The organism is Paenisporosarcina sp. P4_D4 (assembly GCF_056401835.1).
Map to the genome: position 1 here is coordinate 1 of NZ_JBFUIO010000026.1, position 13,060 is coordinate 13,060.

The window sequence follows — 13,060 nt, forward strand, 5'->3', positions numbered from 1 at the left end:
CCCTTTCTCTATATAAGCGCATGTCCAAAAAGAAGCATTGAAATACAAACTTTTTAAACAACCTTTACATTAAGTATACAAGAATCAGAAATTTTTTGCATTCGGTTTGTTGTATCCGTACTGTTCGAAGAACTCCTCGCGGAAATCTCCAAGACGATCTTCACGAATTGCCTGACGAACTTGTTTCATCAAATTCATCAAGAAATGCAAGTTGTGATAGGAAGTCAAACGAATCCCAAACGTTTCTTCCGCTTTGATTAAATGGCGGATATAAGCACGAGAGTAGTTTTTACATACGTAACAATCACAGTTTTCATCGATTGGTCCGAAATCACGGGCATATTTAGCCCCTTTGGCAACTAAACGGCCGTTACTTGTCATCAATGTACCATTACGAGCAATACGCGTTGGCAACACACAGTCAAACATATCAACACCGCGAATGGCTCCGTCGATTAGAGAATCCGGTGAACCGACGCCCATTAAGTACCTTGGTTTATCAGAAGGCATGAATGGTGTCGTGAATTCAAGCACACGATTCATGATGTCTTTCGGCTCCCCTACAGACAATCCACCAATTGCGTAGCCCGGGAAATCCATTGAAACAAGGTCAGCGGCACTTTGACGGCGAAGATCTTCATATTCCCCACCTTGGATAATCCCGAATAATCCTTGGTCTTCAGGACGCGCGTGTGCGTTCAGACAACGTTCAGCCCATCGAGAAGTTCGTTCTACACTTGATTTCATATATTCACGTGTCGCAGGGAATGGTGGGCACTCATCGAATGCCATCATAATATCGGAGCCTAATGCGTTTTGTATTTCCATCGCTTTTTCAGGACTTAAGAAGAGCTTATCACCGTTCATATGATTACGGAAATGAACGCCTTCTTCTTCAATTTTACGGAACTCGCTTAAACTGAAGACTTGGAAACCACCGGAATCCGTTAAAATCGCACGGTCCCAGTTCATGAATTTATGCAGTCCGCCTGCTTCTTTAATAATTTCGTGGCCTGGACGTAACCATAAATGGTACGTATTACTCAAAATGATGCCGGCTTCCATCGTTTTCAATTCTTCAGGAGACATTGTTTTAACTGTCGCTTGTGTACCGACTGGCATAAATGTCGGTGTTTCAAATGAGCCGTGAGGTGTATGAACAATACCTAAACGCGCTCCTGTTTGTTTACATGTTTTAATTAGTTCGTATCGAATCGCTGTCATGCACGAACTCCTTTCTGATTTGCGGACGGGCGAATAAACATCGCGTCGCCAAAACTGAAAAATCTGTATTGATGGTTTACTGCCTGCTTATAAGCATTCAGAATTTTATCTCGTGATGTCAATGCACTGACCAACATCACAAGCGTAGATTTCGGTAAATGGAAATTTGTAATCAAGCCGTCAATGCACTTAAATTCATAGCCTGGGAAAATGAAAATCGATGTCCATCCGTTATCTTCCTGCAATTGGCCATTAAATTTATTGGCTACCGTTTCAAGCGTACGTGTAGAAGTAGTACCGACAGAAATGATGCGACCGCCTGACGTTTTCACACGGTTAATTGTATCTGCTGTTTCTTGTGACAATCGATAAAATTCCGAGTGCATTTCATGGTCGTCTATCGAATCGACACTGACAGGTCTGAACGTTCCAAGACCAACATGAAGTGTGATGAACACTACTTCCACGCCTTTTGCACGAATTTCATTTAATAAGTCGTCCGTAAAATGAAGTCCGGCTGTGGGAGCAGCTGCTGAACCTCTTTCTTTTGCGAAAACTGTTTGATAACGGTCTTTATCATCAAGTTTTTCGCGGATGTATGGCGGCAACGGCATATCTCCGAGCTGATCGAGAATTTCATAAAAAATGCCGTCGTAAGTAAATTTAAACAGACGTCCACCGTGGTTGGCTTCTCCGACACATTCTGCACGCAACAAACCTTCACCAAATGACACGACCGTGCCAATTTTAACACGTTTTGCAGGCTTAACAAGTGACTCCCACACATCTTCTTCCGTCTGTTTCAACAGTAGAAGTTCAATGTTAGCACCGGTCTCTTCTTTTACACCCATCAGTCGTGCAGGAAGAACGCGTGTATCATTTAGGACTAGGCAATCTCCAGCCTGAAATTCATCTACGATATGTTTGAATGTATGATGGGTAACTTCCCCACTGTCTTTATCTAAAACTAAAAGCTTGCTCGATGTTCGGTCGGCAAGCGGCGTCTGTGCAATTAATTCTTCTGGTAAATAAAAATCAAAATCTTCTACTTGCATGATTATACTTCCTTTAATCTTTATTCCTCAAAATATGGGAGGTTAAAATGGTCATACGCGAGTTTCGTTACCACACGCCCTCGAGGGGTACGTTGTAAGAAGCCGATTTGCAAAAGGTACGGTTCATAGACATCTTCTATAGTTGTCGATTCTTCACCGATACTTGCAGCGATGGTGTCGAGACCAACAGGGCCACCACGAAAACGTTCAATCATGCCCAAAATCAATTTGTGGTCAATATGGTCAAGACCAAGTGCATCTACTTGCAAGAGTTCGAGTGCCTCCTGAGCAGTTTCAATCGAAATCGTACCATTTCCTCTGACTTGGGCAAAATCGCGTACACGCTTCAATAAACGGTTTGCAATACGAGGAGTACCTCGTGAGCGGCTGGCGATTTCACCTGCAGATGGATGGTCGATTTCCGCATCAAACAATGTTGCGCTACGGGATACAATTTCAGTCAACGCCTGGTTGTCATAGTAATCAAGTCTCAGCAGAACGCCGAATCGATCTCGCAGGGGAGCCGATAAAGCACCGGCTCTTGTCGTTGCACCGATTAAAGTAAACGGTGGCAAATCAAGTCTGACAGACCTCGCTGATGGTCCTTTTCCTACGACGATATCCAGACAGAAGTCCTCCATCGCGGGATATAACACTTCTTCAATTGAGCGATTCAGACGATGGATTTCATCGATAAACAACACGTCACCCGGTTCAAGCGAGCTAACAATTGCCGCAAGATCTCCTGGTCTTTCAATCGCAGGACCACTCGTCATACGGATATTGACGTTCATTTCGTTTGCAATAACGGCAGCTAAAGTTGTTTTTCCTAGCCCTGGAGGTCCATACAGAAGTACATGATCCAAGCTCTCTTCACGCATTTTTGCTGCTTTTACAAAAATGTCTAAATTATTCTTTACTTTATCTTGTCCAATGTACTGAGACAAATACTGCGGACGCAACGATTGTTCAAAACGTTCATCGAATTCTGAGACGCCGCTTGAAATCACACGTTCTTGCATGACGTTGACCTCCTTTCATTAACTGAGTTTCAACAACAACTGTAATGCTTTTTTCATATAGCCTTCCGTATCAAGTACTTCGGGCAATGCCTCTAATTGTGGACGCACTTTTGTTAATTCACGTTCTGAGTAACCAAGTGCCGCAAGGGCTAAGAATGCTTCTTCTATTTCGTGTTTGCCTGACGTCTCCGGGAATAATTGAAGTTCATCTTCTCCGCTTGGCATTTCGAAGTCGATTGATAAATCGCCAAGCTTTCCTTTTAAATCAAGAATCATTTGACGTGCCGTTTTTTTTCCGACACCCGGGAATTTCACTAAAAATGACTCGTCTTCCCGTTCAATCGCTTGCACAACCTGAGAGGGTTGTCCACTAGCCAAAATAGCCAAGGCCCCTTTTGGACCGATGCCTGATACTTGAATCAGCTTACGGAACAACTCGCGTTGATCAAGCGATACAAAACCAAAAAGCAATTGGGCATCTTCTCGGACATGCAAGTGGGTGAAAATTTGTTGGAGTTCTGATGATACTCGGAATGCGTAAGGATTTGGCGTGTAAATCTGCCAACCTATTGATTGCTGTTCCAGTGTCATATATTCCGGTGTAATACGTGTAACCAAGCCTTTTATGTAATCGTACATTTAAAGTCTCTCCTCACATTCAACGTACTGATTATAGCATATAAAACGGATGTTCGCAGGAAGAAACCGAGGAATAAACGCCGATACGAACAACATGTATTCTAGCAAGTTGCAATTTATCTACGACTGAAAATGTTTCAATTAGAACATTGTTGGGAAAAGATGTTCAATATCTTAAAATACTAAACTTGGAGGCATTACTTATGGGAAAAAATAATAATACCTTTACGCATCAGAATAATCAACAAAACCATCAAAACGAACAAGGTGAAGTGAATGAACTGAACCGCAAAGCATTGCAATATAACCAGGAGCACAGCAATCATGAAGAAAATAAAAAAGTAGAAGACGTGCAACAACAAAGTGAAAAAGAAAAAGAATAATTGTCATTAACAAACAACACCCGTGATGTCAGTCATCACGGGTGTTGTTCTGTTTATGCAGTTGTCTTACGTCAAGCGGCTACAGTCTTCCCATAGCTGCGGCATTCTTTTTAACGCATGGTTGGTGAATTTCTTTAGCTTTGGTAAAAATCCCAACAATTGTTGATCTGACAAAGTAGTCGCATACAACCACTCACGCATCAATTCATTTGGAAATAATAAATAGTTCCAATCTACATTGATGAGAGATGGATGTTCTTCTATAAGTGCATGTAAATCATAATCAAAATGCGGCAGGACACGGTGAGCCCATAAAATAAGCTCCACCTCTGCAGGTCCTATGCAGGCCAAGTCAAAGTCAATGATATACATACGGTTCTTATTATCACGCACAAAATTATGATGAACGACATCTCCGTGCAGTAGAGTTACGTTATCACGTTTGATTGGCTTGAGCTGTGCTAAAGAATCGTTGGCGAGTTTCGTAATTCTCTGGGTTTTGGAAGAACCGAGTTTTTGAATAAGAAAGGGCTCAACTTGTTGCCATTTTTCCAAACGATGGGCCCATTTCCGATTCAAATCAATCTCGTGAAAGAGACCCGACTTTTGCCACTCAACCTGCTTTCGCGTTGCGTGCAGTTTATGGAGCACTTCAAGAGATTTTTTCCGATCTTCTAATTGATTGAACTGAACTTTCCGCCCACTTTCAATCCACGGTTGCTGGATGACGAATGCATCTGGATATGGCTCAATTGGAACCATGAAGTCCGCACCCGCTTTAGTTAATTGTTCATGTATATAACGAATCTTATTTGCATCTGATTCATATTCATATTTTTTTAATGAATACGCATGGGGTCCAATTTGCCATTTCCACACATTTGGCTTTAATTGAACGTAATGCCCTCGTTCCACTTTTTAATAGTAGTGAGCGGGATTCGGATAACCCCTATGCCCTTGTGGAGCGGGCCACATATGACAAGGCATGCATGCCATGAATGGAGACATATGCTGAGGCATCATTTGGTTAGGCATCATTTGTTGTGGCATCATATATTGAGGCATCATTTGTTGTGGCATCATATAATTGCTTTCCATTTCTTCACCCATGGTTTGAGTTGGATATGGAGTTGGGTATGGATTTTGCCCATATCCCGGTTGTTGTCCGTAATGCTGTCTTCCACAACCACAAGGTTTCGGTGCTCCACATCCGCATGGCGGTGGTGGCGGTGCCCCACAACCACAAGGCGGCTGAGGATGGTACTGAGGTGGCAATGTCGGCATTTGCAGTGATGATTCCATTTCAAGTGAACTGGAATCAAGTAATTGCCATCCTTGTGACGACTTAGGCGGAGCTTTCTGTACCGGTTTTGCTGCAGGCATTGGCATCGGTTTTGCTGCAGGCATCGGCATCGGTTTTGGTGCAGGTGCAGGTGCAGGAGCTGCATGCTGTGGTAAATTTACTTGCAAATGTACGTCCATGTCAGGGACTGGAATCCATCCATAAGGAATGCCCATATATTGAGGCATCATTTGTGTCATTGCTATGTTTTGATTAATTGGTTGTGGCATTGGCTGTGGCATCGGTTGTGGCATTGGCTGTGGCATCGGTTGTGGCATTGGCTGCGGCATTAGTTGTGGCATCGGTTTTGGCATTGGTTGTGGCATCGGTTGTGGCATCGGTTTCATCGTCGGTTTATGGATTGGCGGTGCAGGTTGAGGAATCGGCTTGGGAGCTGGCTCCATTGTGTATTCCTCCTTCATTTTTTTCACTGGTCTTTCGTTAGTGAACGGGTGTTCAGCCATTCCTTGCGTTTTTGCCGTCTTTTGCGGCACGAAGATCTTCATGCCAGGGACGATATAATCGGGATTTGCCAAATGGGCATTCAAACGTTTCACTTCATCAAAAGAAACACCATATTGCTTAGCAATTTTCCACAGTGTGTCTCCTTTTTGCACAACATGTACGTGCAAAATAATTCCCCCTTTCATCTATGTATCCTATGAATCGCATTTTGATTTGGTCACATAATTGCTGTACATGATAAACTATGAGTACACGTGCTATAGATATGCATGAAAAGGACGGGATCAACTTGAAGAAATTATTAGGAGAAGAAAGACGTCATCAATTACTCAACTTGCTAAAAGAAGCTTCCGAGCCAATTAAAGGCACAGAATTGGCTAATCAAGCTGGCGTTAGCCGCCAAGTAATCGTTGGGGACATGACTTTATTAAAAGCTCGCAACGAACCGATTTTGGCCACGAGCCAAGGTTATGTATATATGAAGCAATTAAGTGTAAGCCATGCGTTCGAACGCCAAATCGCATGTGTGCATACTCCTGCCGATGCGCGGGACGAATTGTACACCTTGGTAGATGCAGGGGTCACAGTAAAAAATGTAACGGTCGAACATCCTGTTTATGGTGAACTGACCGCATCCATCATGGTGGCGAACCGCCATGAAGTCGATTTGTTTTTGACACGCGTGGAAGAAACGGGTGCTAGTTACTTATCTGAATTGACGGATGGAATTCATTTGCATTTGATTGCCGCCTCTTCAGGCGAATTCCTTAAAGCAGCAGTTGAGGGTATGCGTAAAAAAGGATATTTGGCGGATGAGGAATAAGAGAAGGACGTCGTTGCGCTATAAGCAATGACGTCCTTTTTATAAAAATGGGGAATGCTGCTCCCATTTTCGAAAAGTTGCTCCAAAGTGAGTACATTTTCGGTCAATGGTTCTCAAAAACAAAAAAGGAATGACTGCGCAATCCGCGGTCATTCCTTTTTGTAAGTAAAATATGTACCGAGAGATTTCACTTCGCACCCTAAAGCGCGTAGTTCTTCTTTCGCTCCTTGCATCATGACAGCTTGTTCATCTTCTAGTACATCCATGATAAAGAAATAATGACCTAGCCCTGTTTTTAATGGACGCGACTCAATTTTGCTTAAATTCAGCTGACGCCATGCGAATACCGACAATACTTGATGCAAAGCACCCGATCGGTCGTCTACAGGCAACTTTATCATAAGGGTCGTTTTGGGTGAGTTGTCATGACCCGTTTTATCAAGACGGATGTTCTTCTTCTGAAGAACAAAAAACCGTGTATGATTGAAATGAAAATCATGGATATTTGGTTCCACAATGGTCAGTCCATATTTCTTAGCGGCAAAATCATTGCCGATTGCTGCAATCGTCCGGTCTGGATTCTCTGCTACATATTTCGCTGCGGCTGCAGTTGATGTAGTCTGTTCCAGAGGTACTCCGCGAAATCGATAATACAAATATTTATGACACTGGGCCAGTGCATGTGGATGTGAATAGACCATTTCGATATCTTGCCAATTCTCCACTTGCTCAGGATGTACCATAAAATGTTGCTCAATCGGTGATAAAATTTCTGCCGAAACATGCAGTTCCACATCGTGAAACAAATAATCAATTGTTAACGGCACAGAACCTTCCAGTGCATTTTCCAGTGGTACCACGGCAAATTCAACTTCCCCGTTCGCCACCGCTTCAATGCATTCTGGAATTGTTGCATACGGCATCAACCATTCCCCGGCAAAGACCGTTCCTGCTGCTAAATGTGTAAAAGATGCTTCCGGTCCTAAATAAGCAACACGTGATTCCCAATCTTTAGTTAACATGTAAGACACTCCTTAAGATGCGCCGGAACTAATGACTTCCGCTGACTCGACAAAATCCAGCCGTTTCAATTGTTGAATTAAATCATCCAATTGCACATTCATGGCAGTGACATCAAGTGACAGTGTCACATTGGCACGACCTTGAATGGGAATCGTCTGATGGATTGTTAACACGTTACACAGTGCTTCAGCCACTGTATTCAATAATGTCGCAAGCGTTCCTTTGCGATCTTCCAGTTGTAAAAACACCGTTAAAATACGTTCCCGAACAATCGAATGGAATGGAAAGACAGCATCCCGATATTTATAATAAGCGCTGCGTGACAGGTCCACTTTTTTCACCGCGTCCCAAATCGACGCGACTTCTCCACTTTGCAATAACTGCTTGGCATCAAGCGTTTTTTGCATCGCTTCCGTCAGCACATCTTCACGCACTAAATAAAACCGTTGTTCAGATACGTCTTTCATAAGTCCATCCTCACTTTCTATTCGATGAATTCAAATTCGAATTCAAGGAGTCTTACTGTATCGCCATTTTCCGCACCACGTTCACGCAATGCTTCATCAACACCCATACCACGAAGTTGACGTGCGAAACGACGAATCGCGTCTTCGCGAGAGAAGTCGGTCATCTTGAATAAGCGTTCGATTGATGAACCACTTAATACATAAGCTCCATCGTCGTCACGTGAAATTTCGAAGCCATCACGTTCAGATTGGTGTTTGTAAAGAACCGTTTTATCTGATTCTTCTTCAGCCATTTCGTGAATTAAGAATTCTTCAGTTACTTCAAGTAAATCTGCAACTGCGAATAAAAGTTCATTCAACCCTTTACGTGAAAGTGCCGAAATCGGGAAAATCTTCACATCTTCCGGTAATTTCTTACGGAATTCAGCCAAGTTTTCTTCTGCATCAGGCATGTCCATTTTGTTCGCTACAATCAATTGAGGACGTTCCGTCAAACGCAAGTTGTATTGACGAAGCTCTTCATTAATCGTCACATAATCATCATAAGGATCGCGACCTTCAATACCAGACATATCAATTACGTGAACGATTACGCGTGTACGTTCGATATGACGAAGGAATTGATGTCCAAGACCTACACCTTGGCTTGCGCCTTCGATAAGACCTGGCAAATCGGCCATCGCAAAGCTACGACCATCAGTTGTTTCAACCATTCCAAGGTTAGGAACGATTGTTGTAAAATGATACGCTGCAATTTTTGGTTTCGCTGCTGATACGACAGACAGCAATGTAGATTTCCCAACGCTTGGGAATCCAACCAAACCTACATCAGCCAATACTTTAAGCTCTAAAACCACTTCAATTTCTTGTCCTGGTTCGCCTTTTTCAGACAGCTCAGGTGCTGGATTTTGAGGTGTTGCAAAACGGCAGTTCCCGCGCCCTCCACGGCCACCTTTTGCAATAACCGCTCTTTGACCATGCTCAACTAAATCAGCCAGTACCGGTCCGCCTTCTTCAGCCATTACGACTGTACCAGGTGGAACTTTAACGATTAAATCTTCCGCTCCTCGTCCGTGCATTCCTTTACTTTGTCCGTGATCGCCACGGTCTGCTTTGAAATGACGTTTATAACGGAAATCCATTAACGTACGTAATCCTTCTTCAACTTCAAAGATTACGTTCCCTCCGCGGCCACCATCTCCACCAGCAGGACCACCATTTGGTACATACTTTTCACGACGAAACGCGACCATACCATCTCCGCCATCTCCGCCTTTAATGAATATCTTTACGTGATCGACAAACATTGACTATCCCTCCTTGCTTTCTTCTATATGAAAACGCCAATTCTTGGTCGTTTTGCATTCATGGGTCAGTGAAACTTGCGATTCTTTTGAAAGTTCTTGTTGAATGGGTTCCCATTCTCCGTTCGCATCAAACGTCAGTTTAAATGTCGTCGGGTTACACACTATATGAATGTGCAATAGTTGTTCTGTATAAGGATTTAATTGTTCGTGTAACAGTTTTGTTGTTTGTTCAAGTACATCTTGGACTTGATCATCCATCAATAAGTTGCAATCTGATTCAATGTTATTGGAAATGCTTACTTGAAATCCAGGGAAACGCCAATTGGCAGTCTGAAGCCACTCTGTAGTGCGTGGTAAATCCATTTTCGAAAGTTCATAAAACGCTTTAGCTTCTGTAGAGTAGTGATCTATTGCCGCCTTTGCGTCTTCCAGTCGTGCAAGATCAATATTCATTTTGATTAGTTGCAACTGATTCAAAAAATCATGGCGTGCAAATCGCAGTGCCTCATTTATTGAAAACGTTTTTTCGGTCATACATCACACTCTCCATTATGCTAGTCTCAATTCCTAAGTATACCAAGAAACAAAGCGATTTTGTTGCAAAAAAGAAAAGCGCAAAGCACAAGTCTAACTTGACGCTGACGCTGAAAGGAAGGTTTCCTTTGCGACGAGTAACATCAGGAGTAACTGATTCGAACGCTTACTTTCGCATGAGGGACCATCCCGTAGGTGCAGGTATGTGCTTGGAGCTAGACATAGAGTTCCTCTAATCTAGAGTTATCTATGCAAATGTAAACACTTTTTGATAAAAAGAAAAAGGACTGCAGTTATGCAGTCCTTTGGCTGTTTGAATTAAGCTTCTTGAGCTACAGGATATACACTAACTTTTTTCTTGTCGCGGCCATAACGCTCAAAGCGTACAACTCCGTCAACTTTCGCAAAAAGTGTGTCATCTCCACCACGGCCTACGTTTTCACCTGGATAAATTTTAGTACCGCGTTGACGGTATAAAATTGAACCACCTGAAACCATTTGACCATCAGCACGTTTAGCGCCAAGGCGTTTTGATTGTGAGTCACGTCCGTTACGAGTCGAACCTACTCCTTTTTTCGATGCGAAAAACTGAAGATCTAATCTTAACATCATTTGTTTCACCCCCTACTTTTTGAAGGTTATTTTTATATATTGTCCATAATCTTGTTCAATCGTTTGTAAAGAAACAATCATCGCTTGTACAATTAATTGCACTTGATCATTCACAGTTGAAACTAGATCTTGCGGAAACGAGACTTTGAGAAATCCACCGTCTTGCCCTTGCTTCACGTCTGGAAGGACTTTCGTAAGTTCAGCGATTGCATTGACTGCTCCAAAAGAAACAGCGGTTGCAGCTGCACAAACTAAATCTTTTCCATGCTCGGCAAATTCTGCATGGCCTTTCATTTCAAAAGAATGAATGTGATTGGATTGATCTTTTTCAATCGTTACAGTTATCATCGTTCACACATCTTATAGGTTGATTGAATCAATCACAAGTTTTGTGTAAGGTTGACGATGACCTTGTTTTTTACGGTAGTTCTTTTTCGCTTTGTATTTGAAAACTGTGATTTTTTTACCGCGGCCGTTTTTCACGACTGTAGCTTTAACTGTTGCTCCTTCAACGAAAGGAACTCCAACTTTCACGTTGTCTCCACCTACGAATAATACTTTGTCAAATGTGAAAACGTCTTCAGCATCAACACCTAATTTTTCGATGTAGATTTCTTGACCTTTTTCAACTTTGATTTGCTTACCACCAGTTTCGATAATTGCGTACATTTTACTGCACCTCCTCTTAGACTCAGACTCGCCTTAAAATGAGGTGATCTTTGCAGATACTTTAACCTCTTCAGAGCGGTTGTAGTAGCACGGGTGCTACAAACAATAACATTAAAACTTTACCATAATGCTAAGGCAGCGTCAACTGCTTCGTCACAATTTTATTGAATGCTTCTTCATATTTTCGATATTGCCATGAGCGAATATTTTGTAATGCGATAAATGTGAAAATCAATGCCAAATGGAGTTGGTCAAATGTCACTACTATAAAAAGTGTTGAAAGACCGATAGACAACGCTAATAGCATCTCGTGATAACGTTTGGGCAAGATAGATTTCAGCGCTTGTCCACCGTCCAGCGGCAAAATCGGAATTAAATTCAATGCTAGTATAGTCAACTGGACTTCATTAAAAAAAGCCTGTCCAGGAAATTGGAAAGGTTGCGCAACTAAATAGAGAATAGCCGTTGCAAGTGGCCCAGCAATCGCAATGAGCCACTGATGATGAGTCGGAGCTAAAAGAAGGTTCTTAATTTTTATTTCTCCCCCATACGGAAGAATGGTGCAACTGGTCATCTTAAGGCCCGTCCATTTTGCTACCGCAATATGTCCTAGCTCATGAATGAGTAATGAGCCGATAATGATGCTGTAATGTGCGAGTTGTGCAGTCGCAATCAGGTAGATAATGATGGGGATCATGATGGGATGCATGCGAATCTTATTGAAGTACATCATTCATCCATTCCTTAATCGCAGTCGGTTCAAGCAATTCTCCATCACGTTCAACTTTCACGAACATGGAACCAGGCTCTACTTCTGCAATCAAGTCATTGGCAGCAACCGCGGTATAAGGTAAATTAGAAAAATTCTCCACAAATCCATACGTCACCGTATCCCCGTTATCATAAAGGACGGTCATCGTTTTCCCAGTATGTCGGGTGTGCCCGGTAAACAGAATAATTCCATCTTCGCGAGCGACCACTTGTATCGCGGTATCATAGGAAACAAGCACGCCTTCCTCATATGGTTGCATAGATTCATACGAAGCCATCGTTGGTATCATAGGGTCCTTTGTGGGTGCAGACACAGGGATGAGTTCTGGTGTCGAGCTTGTTGGAAACTGAGCGAGTACGAACTCGCGAACCATTTGTAGGTCTTTTCCTTCCGTGAACAGAGTGCGAAGTTGTGAAGTTTGGTCATTTCGTTCCTGGATTTGTATCGTTGCGATGATGCCAACGGTAATTATGCAAGCGATGATCCATTTATTTGTGAATTTCATGCCGCAGCCCCCCTTTTCGGGTAGTATATGCGGGGCTTGTTCGGTTTATTTCTATTAATCTGGGGATTTTGATAGTTATAGGGGCAACTTTGATGCTTATTGGGGCAACTATTCGGTTGATGGGGGCAACTTTTGTCCTTATTGGGGCAACTAACCAATTATCTCCTAATTCTTTCTCAGTTCCGAAGTCAAAAATGGTTCTAACACCCAAGGTTTGA

At 42.6% G+C, this 13,060-nt stretch carries 17 protein-coding genes and 1 other annotated feature; of the genes, 2 read left to right on the forward strand and 15 right to left on the reverse strand.

Annotated elements, in window-relative coordinates; all coding sequences use genetic code 11:
- Positions 1–84: 84 nt before the first annotated feature.
- Genes tgt through ruvA form a run of 4 tightly spaced genes read right to left on the reverse strand, consistent with a single transcriptional unit; the run spans position 85 to position 3,940 of the window.
- Positions 85–1,224 carry a tRNA guanosine(34) transglycosylase Tgt gene (gene tgt / locus AC1DSL_RS08345; protein ID WP_016426811.1) on the reverse strand — a complete coding sequence of 380 codons (1,140 nt, stop codon included), beginning with the start codon at positions 1,222–1,224 and terminating at the stop codon, positions 85–87.
- Positions 1,221–2,279 (reverse strand): tRNA preQ1(34) S-adenosylmethionine ribosyltransferase-isomerase QueA, encoded by a 1,059-nt coding sequence (queA, locus tag AC1DSL_RS08350; protein ID WP_016426810.1) that lies wholly within the window; start codon positions 2,277–2,279, stop codon positions 1,221–1,223. Before queA ends, tgt begins: the two co-directional genes overlap by 4 nt.
- A gap of 20 nt (positions 2,280–2,299) precedes the next feature.
- Complete coding sequence (ruvB, locus tag AC1DSL_RS08355; protein WP_016426809.1) at positions 2,300–3,301, reverse strand: Holliday junction branch migration DNA helicase RuvB; 1,002 nt, start codon at positions 3,299–3,301, stop codon at positions 2,300–2,302.
- Positions 3,302–3,319: 18 nt separating this feature from the next.
- A complete protein-coding gene (ruvA, locus tag AC1DSL_RS08360; RefSeq protein ID WP_477531855.1) occupies positions 3,320–3,940 on the reverse strand; it encodes a Holliday junction branch migration protein RuvA in 621 nt (206 codons plus the stop codon).
- Between the two features lie 203 nt (positions 3,941–4,143).
- Here ruvA and AC1DSL_RS08365 point away from each other — a divergent pair, with 203 nt between their 5' ends.
- On the forward strand, positions 4,144–4,323 hold the full coding sequence (locus AC1DSL_RS08365; RefSeq protein WP_477531856.1) for a hypothetical protein: 180 nt from the start codon (positions 4,144–4,146) through the stop codon (positions 4,321–4,323).
- Positions 4,324–4,389: 66 nt separating this feature from the next.
- On the opposite strand, the gene AC1DSL_RS08370 is transcribed toward AC1DSL_RS08365, so the two are convergent.
- Positions 4,390–5,202 (reverse strand): phosphotransferase, encoded by an 813-nt coding sequence (locus AC1DSL_RS08370; protein ID WP_342543402.1) that lies wholly within the window; start codon positions 5,200–5,202, stop codon positions 4,390–4,392.
- A gap of 39 nt (positions 5,203–5,241) precedes the next feature.
- Complete coding sequence (locus AC1DSL_RS08375; protein ID WP_477531857.1) at positions 5,242–6,297, reverse strand: LysM peptidoglycan-binding domain-containing protein; 1,056 nt, start codon at positions 6,295–6,297, stop codon at positions 5,242–5,244.
- A 122-nt stretch (positions 6,298–6,419) separates the two neighbouring features.
- Between AC1DSL_RS08375 and AC1DSL_RS08380 the strand changes: the two genes are divergently transcribed.
- Positions 6,420–6,953, forward strand: coding sequence for a 3H domain-containing protein (locus tag AC1DSL_RS08380; RefSeq protein WP_477531858.1), 534 nt, complete (start codon positions 6,420–6,422; stop codon positions 6,951–6,953).
- 149 nt (positions 6,954–7,102) lie between these two features.
- On the opposite strand, the gene pheA is transcribed toward AC1DSL_RS08380, so the two are convergent.
- From pheA to AC1DSL_RS08425, 9 genes are all read right to left on the reverse strand, one after another.
- A complete protein-coding gene (pheA, locus tag AC1DSL_RS08385) occupies positions 7,103–7,975 on the reverse strand; it encodes a prephenate dehydratase (protein WP_477531859.1) in 873 nt (290 codons plus the stop codon).
- A gap of 12 nt (positions 7,976–7,987) precedes the next feature.
- Complete coding sequence (locus AC1DSL_RS08390) at positions 7,988–8,443, reverse strand: ACT domain-containing protein (RefSeq protein ID WP_477531860.1); 456 nt, start codon at positions 8,441–8,443, stop codon at positions 7,988–7,990.
- Positions 8,444–8,460: 17 nt separating this feature from the next.
- Positions 8,461–9,750, reverse strand: a complete 1,290-nt coding sequence (gene obgE / locus AC1DSL_RS08395; RefSeq protein WP_016426801.1) for a GTPase ObgE — start codon at positions 9,748–9,750, stop codon at positions 8,461–8,463.
- A gap of 3 nt (positions 9,751–9,753) precedes the next feature.
- Positions 9,754–10,284, reverse strand: a complete 531-nt coding sequence (locus AC1DSL_RS08400) for a Spo0B domain-containing protein (protein WP_477531861.1) — start codon at positions 10,282–10,284, stop codon at positions 9,754–9,756.
- A gap of 318 nt (positions 10,285–10,602) precedes the next feature.
- Positions 10,603–10,893, reverse strand: a complete 291-nt coding sequence (gene rpmA, locus AC1DSL_RS08405; RefSeq protein ID WP_036659634.1) for a 50S ribosomal protein L27 — start codon at positions 10,891–10,893, stop codon at positions 10,603–10,605.
- Between the two features lie 15 nt (positions 10,894–10,908).
- Positions 10,909–11,244, reverse strand: a complete 336-nt coding sequence (locus AC1DSL_RS08410) for a ribosomal-processing cysteine protease Prp (RefSeq protein ID WP_016426798.1) — start codon at positions 11,242–11,244, stop codon at positions 10,909–10,911.
- 12 nt (positions 11,245–11,256) lie between these two features.
- The gene (gene rplU, locus AC1DSL_RS08415; RefSeq protein WP_016426797.1) at positions 11,257–11,565 is read right to left on the reverse strand and encodes a 50S ribosomal protein L21; all 309 of its coding nucleotides are present in this window, start codon (positions 11,563–11,565) and stop codon (positions 11,257–11,259) included.
- 14 nt (positions 11,566–11,579) lie between these two features.
- Positions 11,580–11,656, reverse strand: a sequence feature (ribosomal protein L21 leader region).
- A gap of 39 nt (positions 11,657–11,695) precedes the next feature.
- A complete protein-coding gene (locus AC1DSL_RS08420) occupies positions 11,696–12,298 on the reverse strand; it encodes a metalloprotease (protein WP_477531862.1) in 603 nt (200 codons plus the stop codon).
- Complete coding sequence (locus tag AC1DSL_RS08425; protein WP_016426795.1) at positions 12,282–12,842, reverse strand: M23 family metallopeptidase; 561 nt, start codon at positions 12,840–12,842, stop codon at positions 12,282–12,284. The genes AC1DSL_RS08420 and AC1DSL_RS08425 overlap by 17 nt, the downstream gene beginning before the upstream one ends.
- Between the last annotated feature and the right edge of the window lie 218 nt (positions 12,843–13,060).

Excerpts from the sequence above, each read along its gene's own strand:
- AC1DSL_RS08365 (WP_477531856.1), top strand. The coding sequence starts at position 4,144 with ATGGGAAAAAATAATAATACCTTTACGCATCAGAATAATCAACAAAAC.
- tgt (WP_016426811.1), bottom strand. The coding sequence starts at position 1,224 with ATGACAGCGATTCGATACGAACTAATTAAAACATGTAAACAAACAGGA.
- AC1DSL_RS08400 (WP_477531861.1), bottom strand. The coding sequence starts at position 10,284 with ATGACCGAAAAAACGTTTTCAATAAATGAGGCACTGCGATTTGCACGC.
- AC1DSL_RS08390 (WP_477531860.1), bottom strand. The coding sequence starts at position 8,443 with ATGAAAGACGTATCTGAACAACGGTTTTATTTAGTGCGTGAAGATGTG.
- AC1DSL_RS08420 (WP_477531862.1), bottom strand. The coding sequence starts at position 12,298 with ATGATGTACTTCAATAAGATTCGCATGCATCCCATCATGATCCCCATC.
- rpmA (WP_036659634.1), bottom strand. The coding sequence starts at position 10,893 with ATGTTAAGATTAGATCTTCAGTTTTTCGCATCGAAAAAAGGAGTAGGT.
- ruvA (WP_477531855.1), bottom strand. The coding sequence starts at position 3,940 with ATGTACGATTACATAAAAGGCTTGGTTACACGTATTACACCGGAATAT.
- ruvB (WP_016426809.1), bottom strand. The coding sequence starts at position 3,301 with ATGCAAGAACGTGTGATTTCAAGCGGCGTCTCAGAATTCGATGAACGT.
- pheA (WP_477531859.1), bottom strand. The coding sequence starts at position 7,975 with ATGTTAACTAAAGATTGGGAATCACGTGTTGCTTATTTAGGACCGGAA.
- AC1DSL_RS08410 (WP_016426798.1), bottom strand. The coding sequence starts at position 11,244 with ATGATAACTGTAACGATTGAAAAAGATCAATCCAATCACATTCATTCT.
- AC1DSL_RS08425 (WP_016426795.1), bottom strand. The coding sequence starts at position 12,842 with ATGAAATTCACAAATAAATGGATCATCGCTTGCATAATTACCGTTGGC.
- rplU (WP_016426797.1), bottom strand. The coding sequence starts at position 11,565 with ATGTACGCAATTATCGAAACTGGTGGTAAGCAAATCAAAGTTGAAAAA.
- queA (WP_016426810.1), bottom strand. The coding sequence starts at position 2,279 with ATGCAAGTAGAAGATTTTGATTTTTATTTACCAGAAGAATTAATTGCA.
- obgE (WP_016426801.1), bottom strand. The coding sequence starts at position 9,750 with ATGTTTGTCGATCACGTAAAGATATTCATTAAAGGCGGAGATGGCGGA.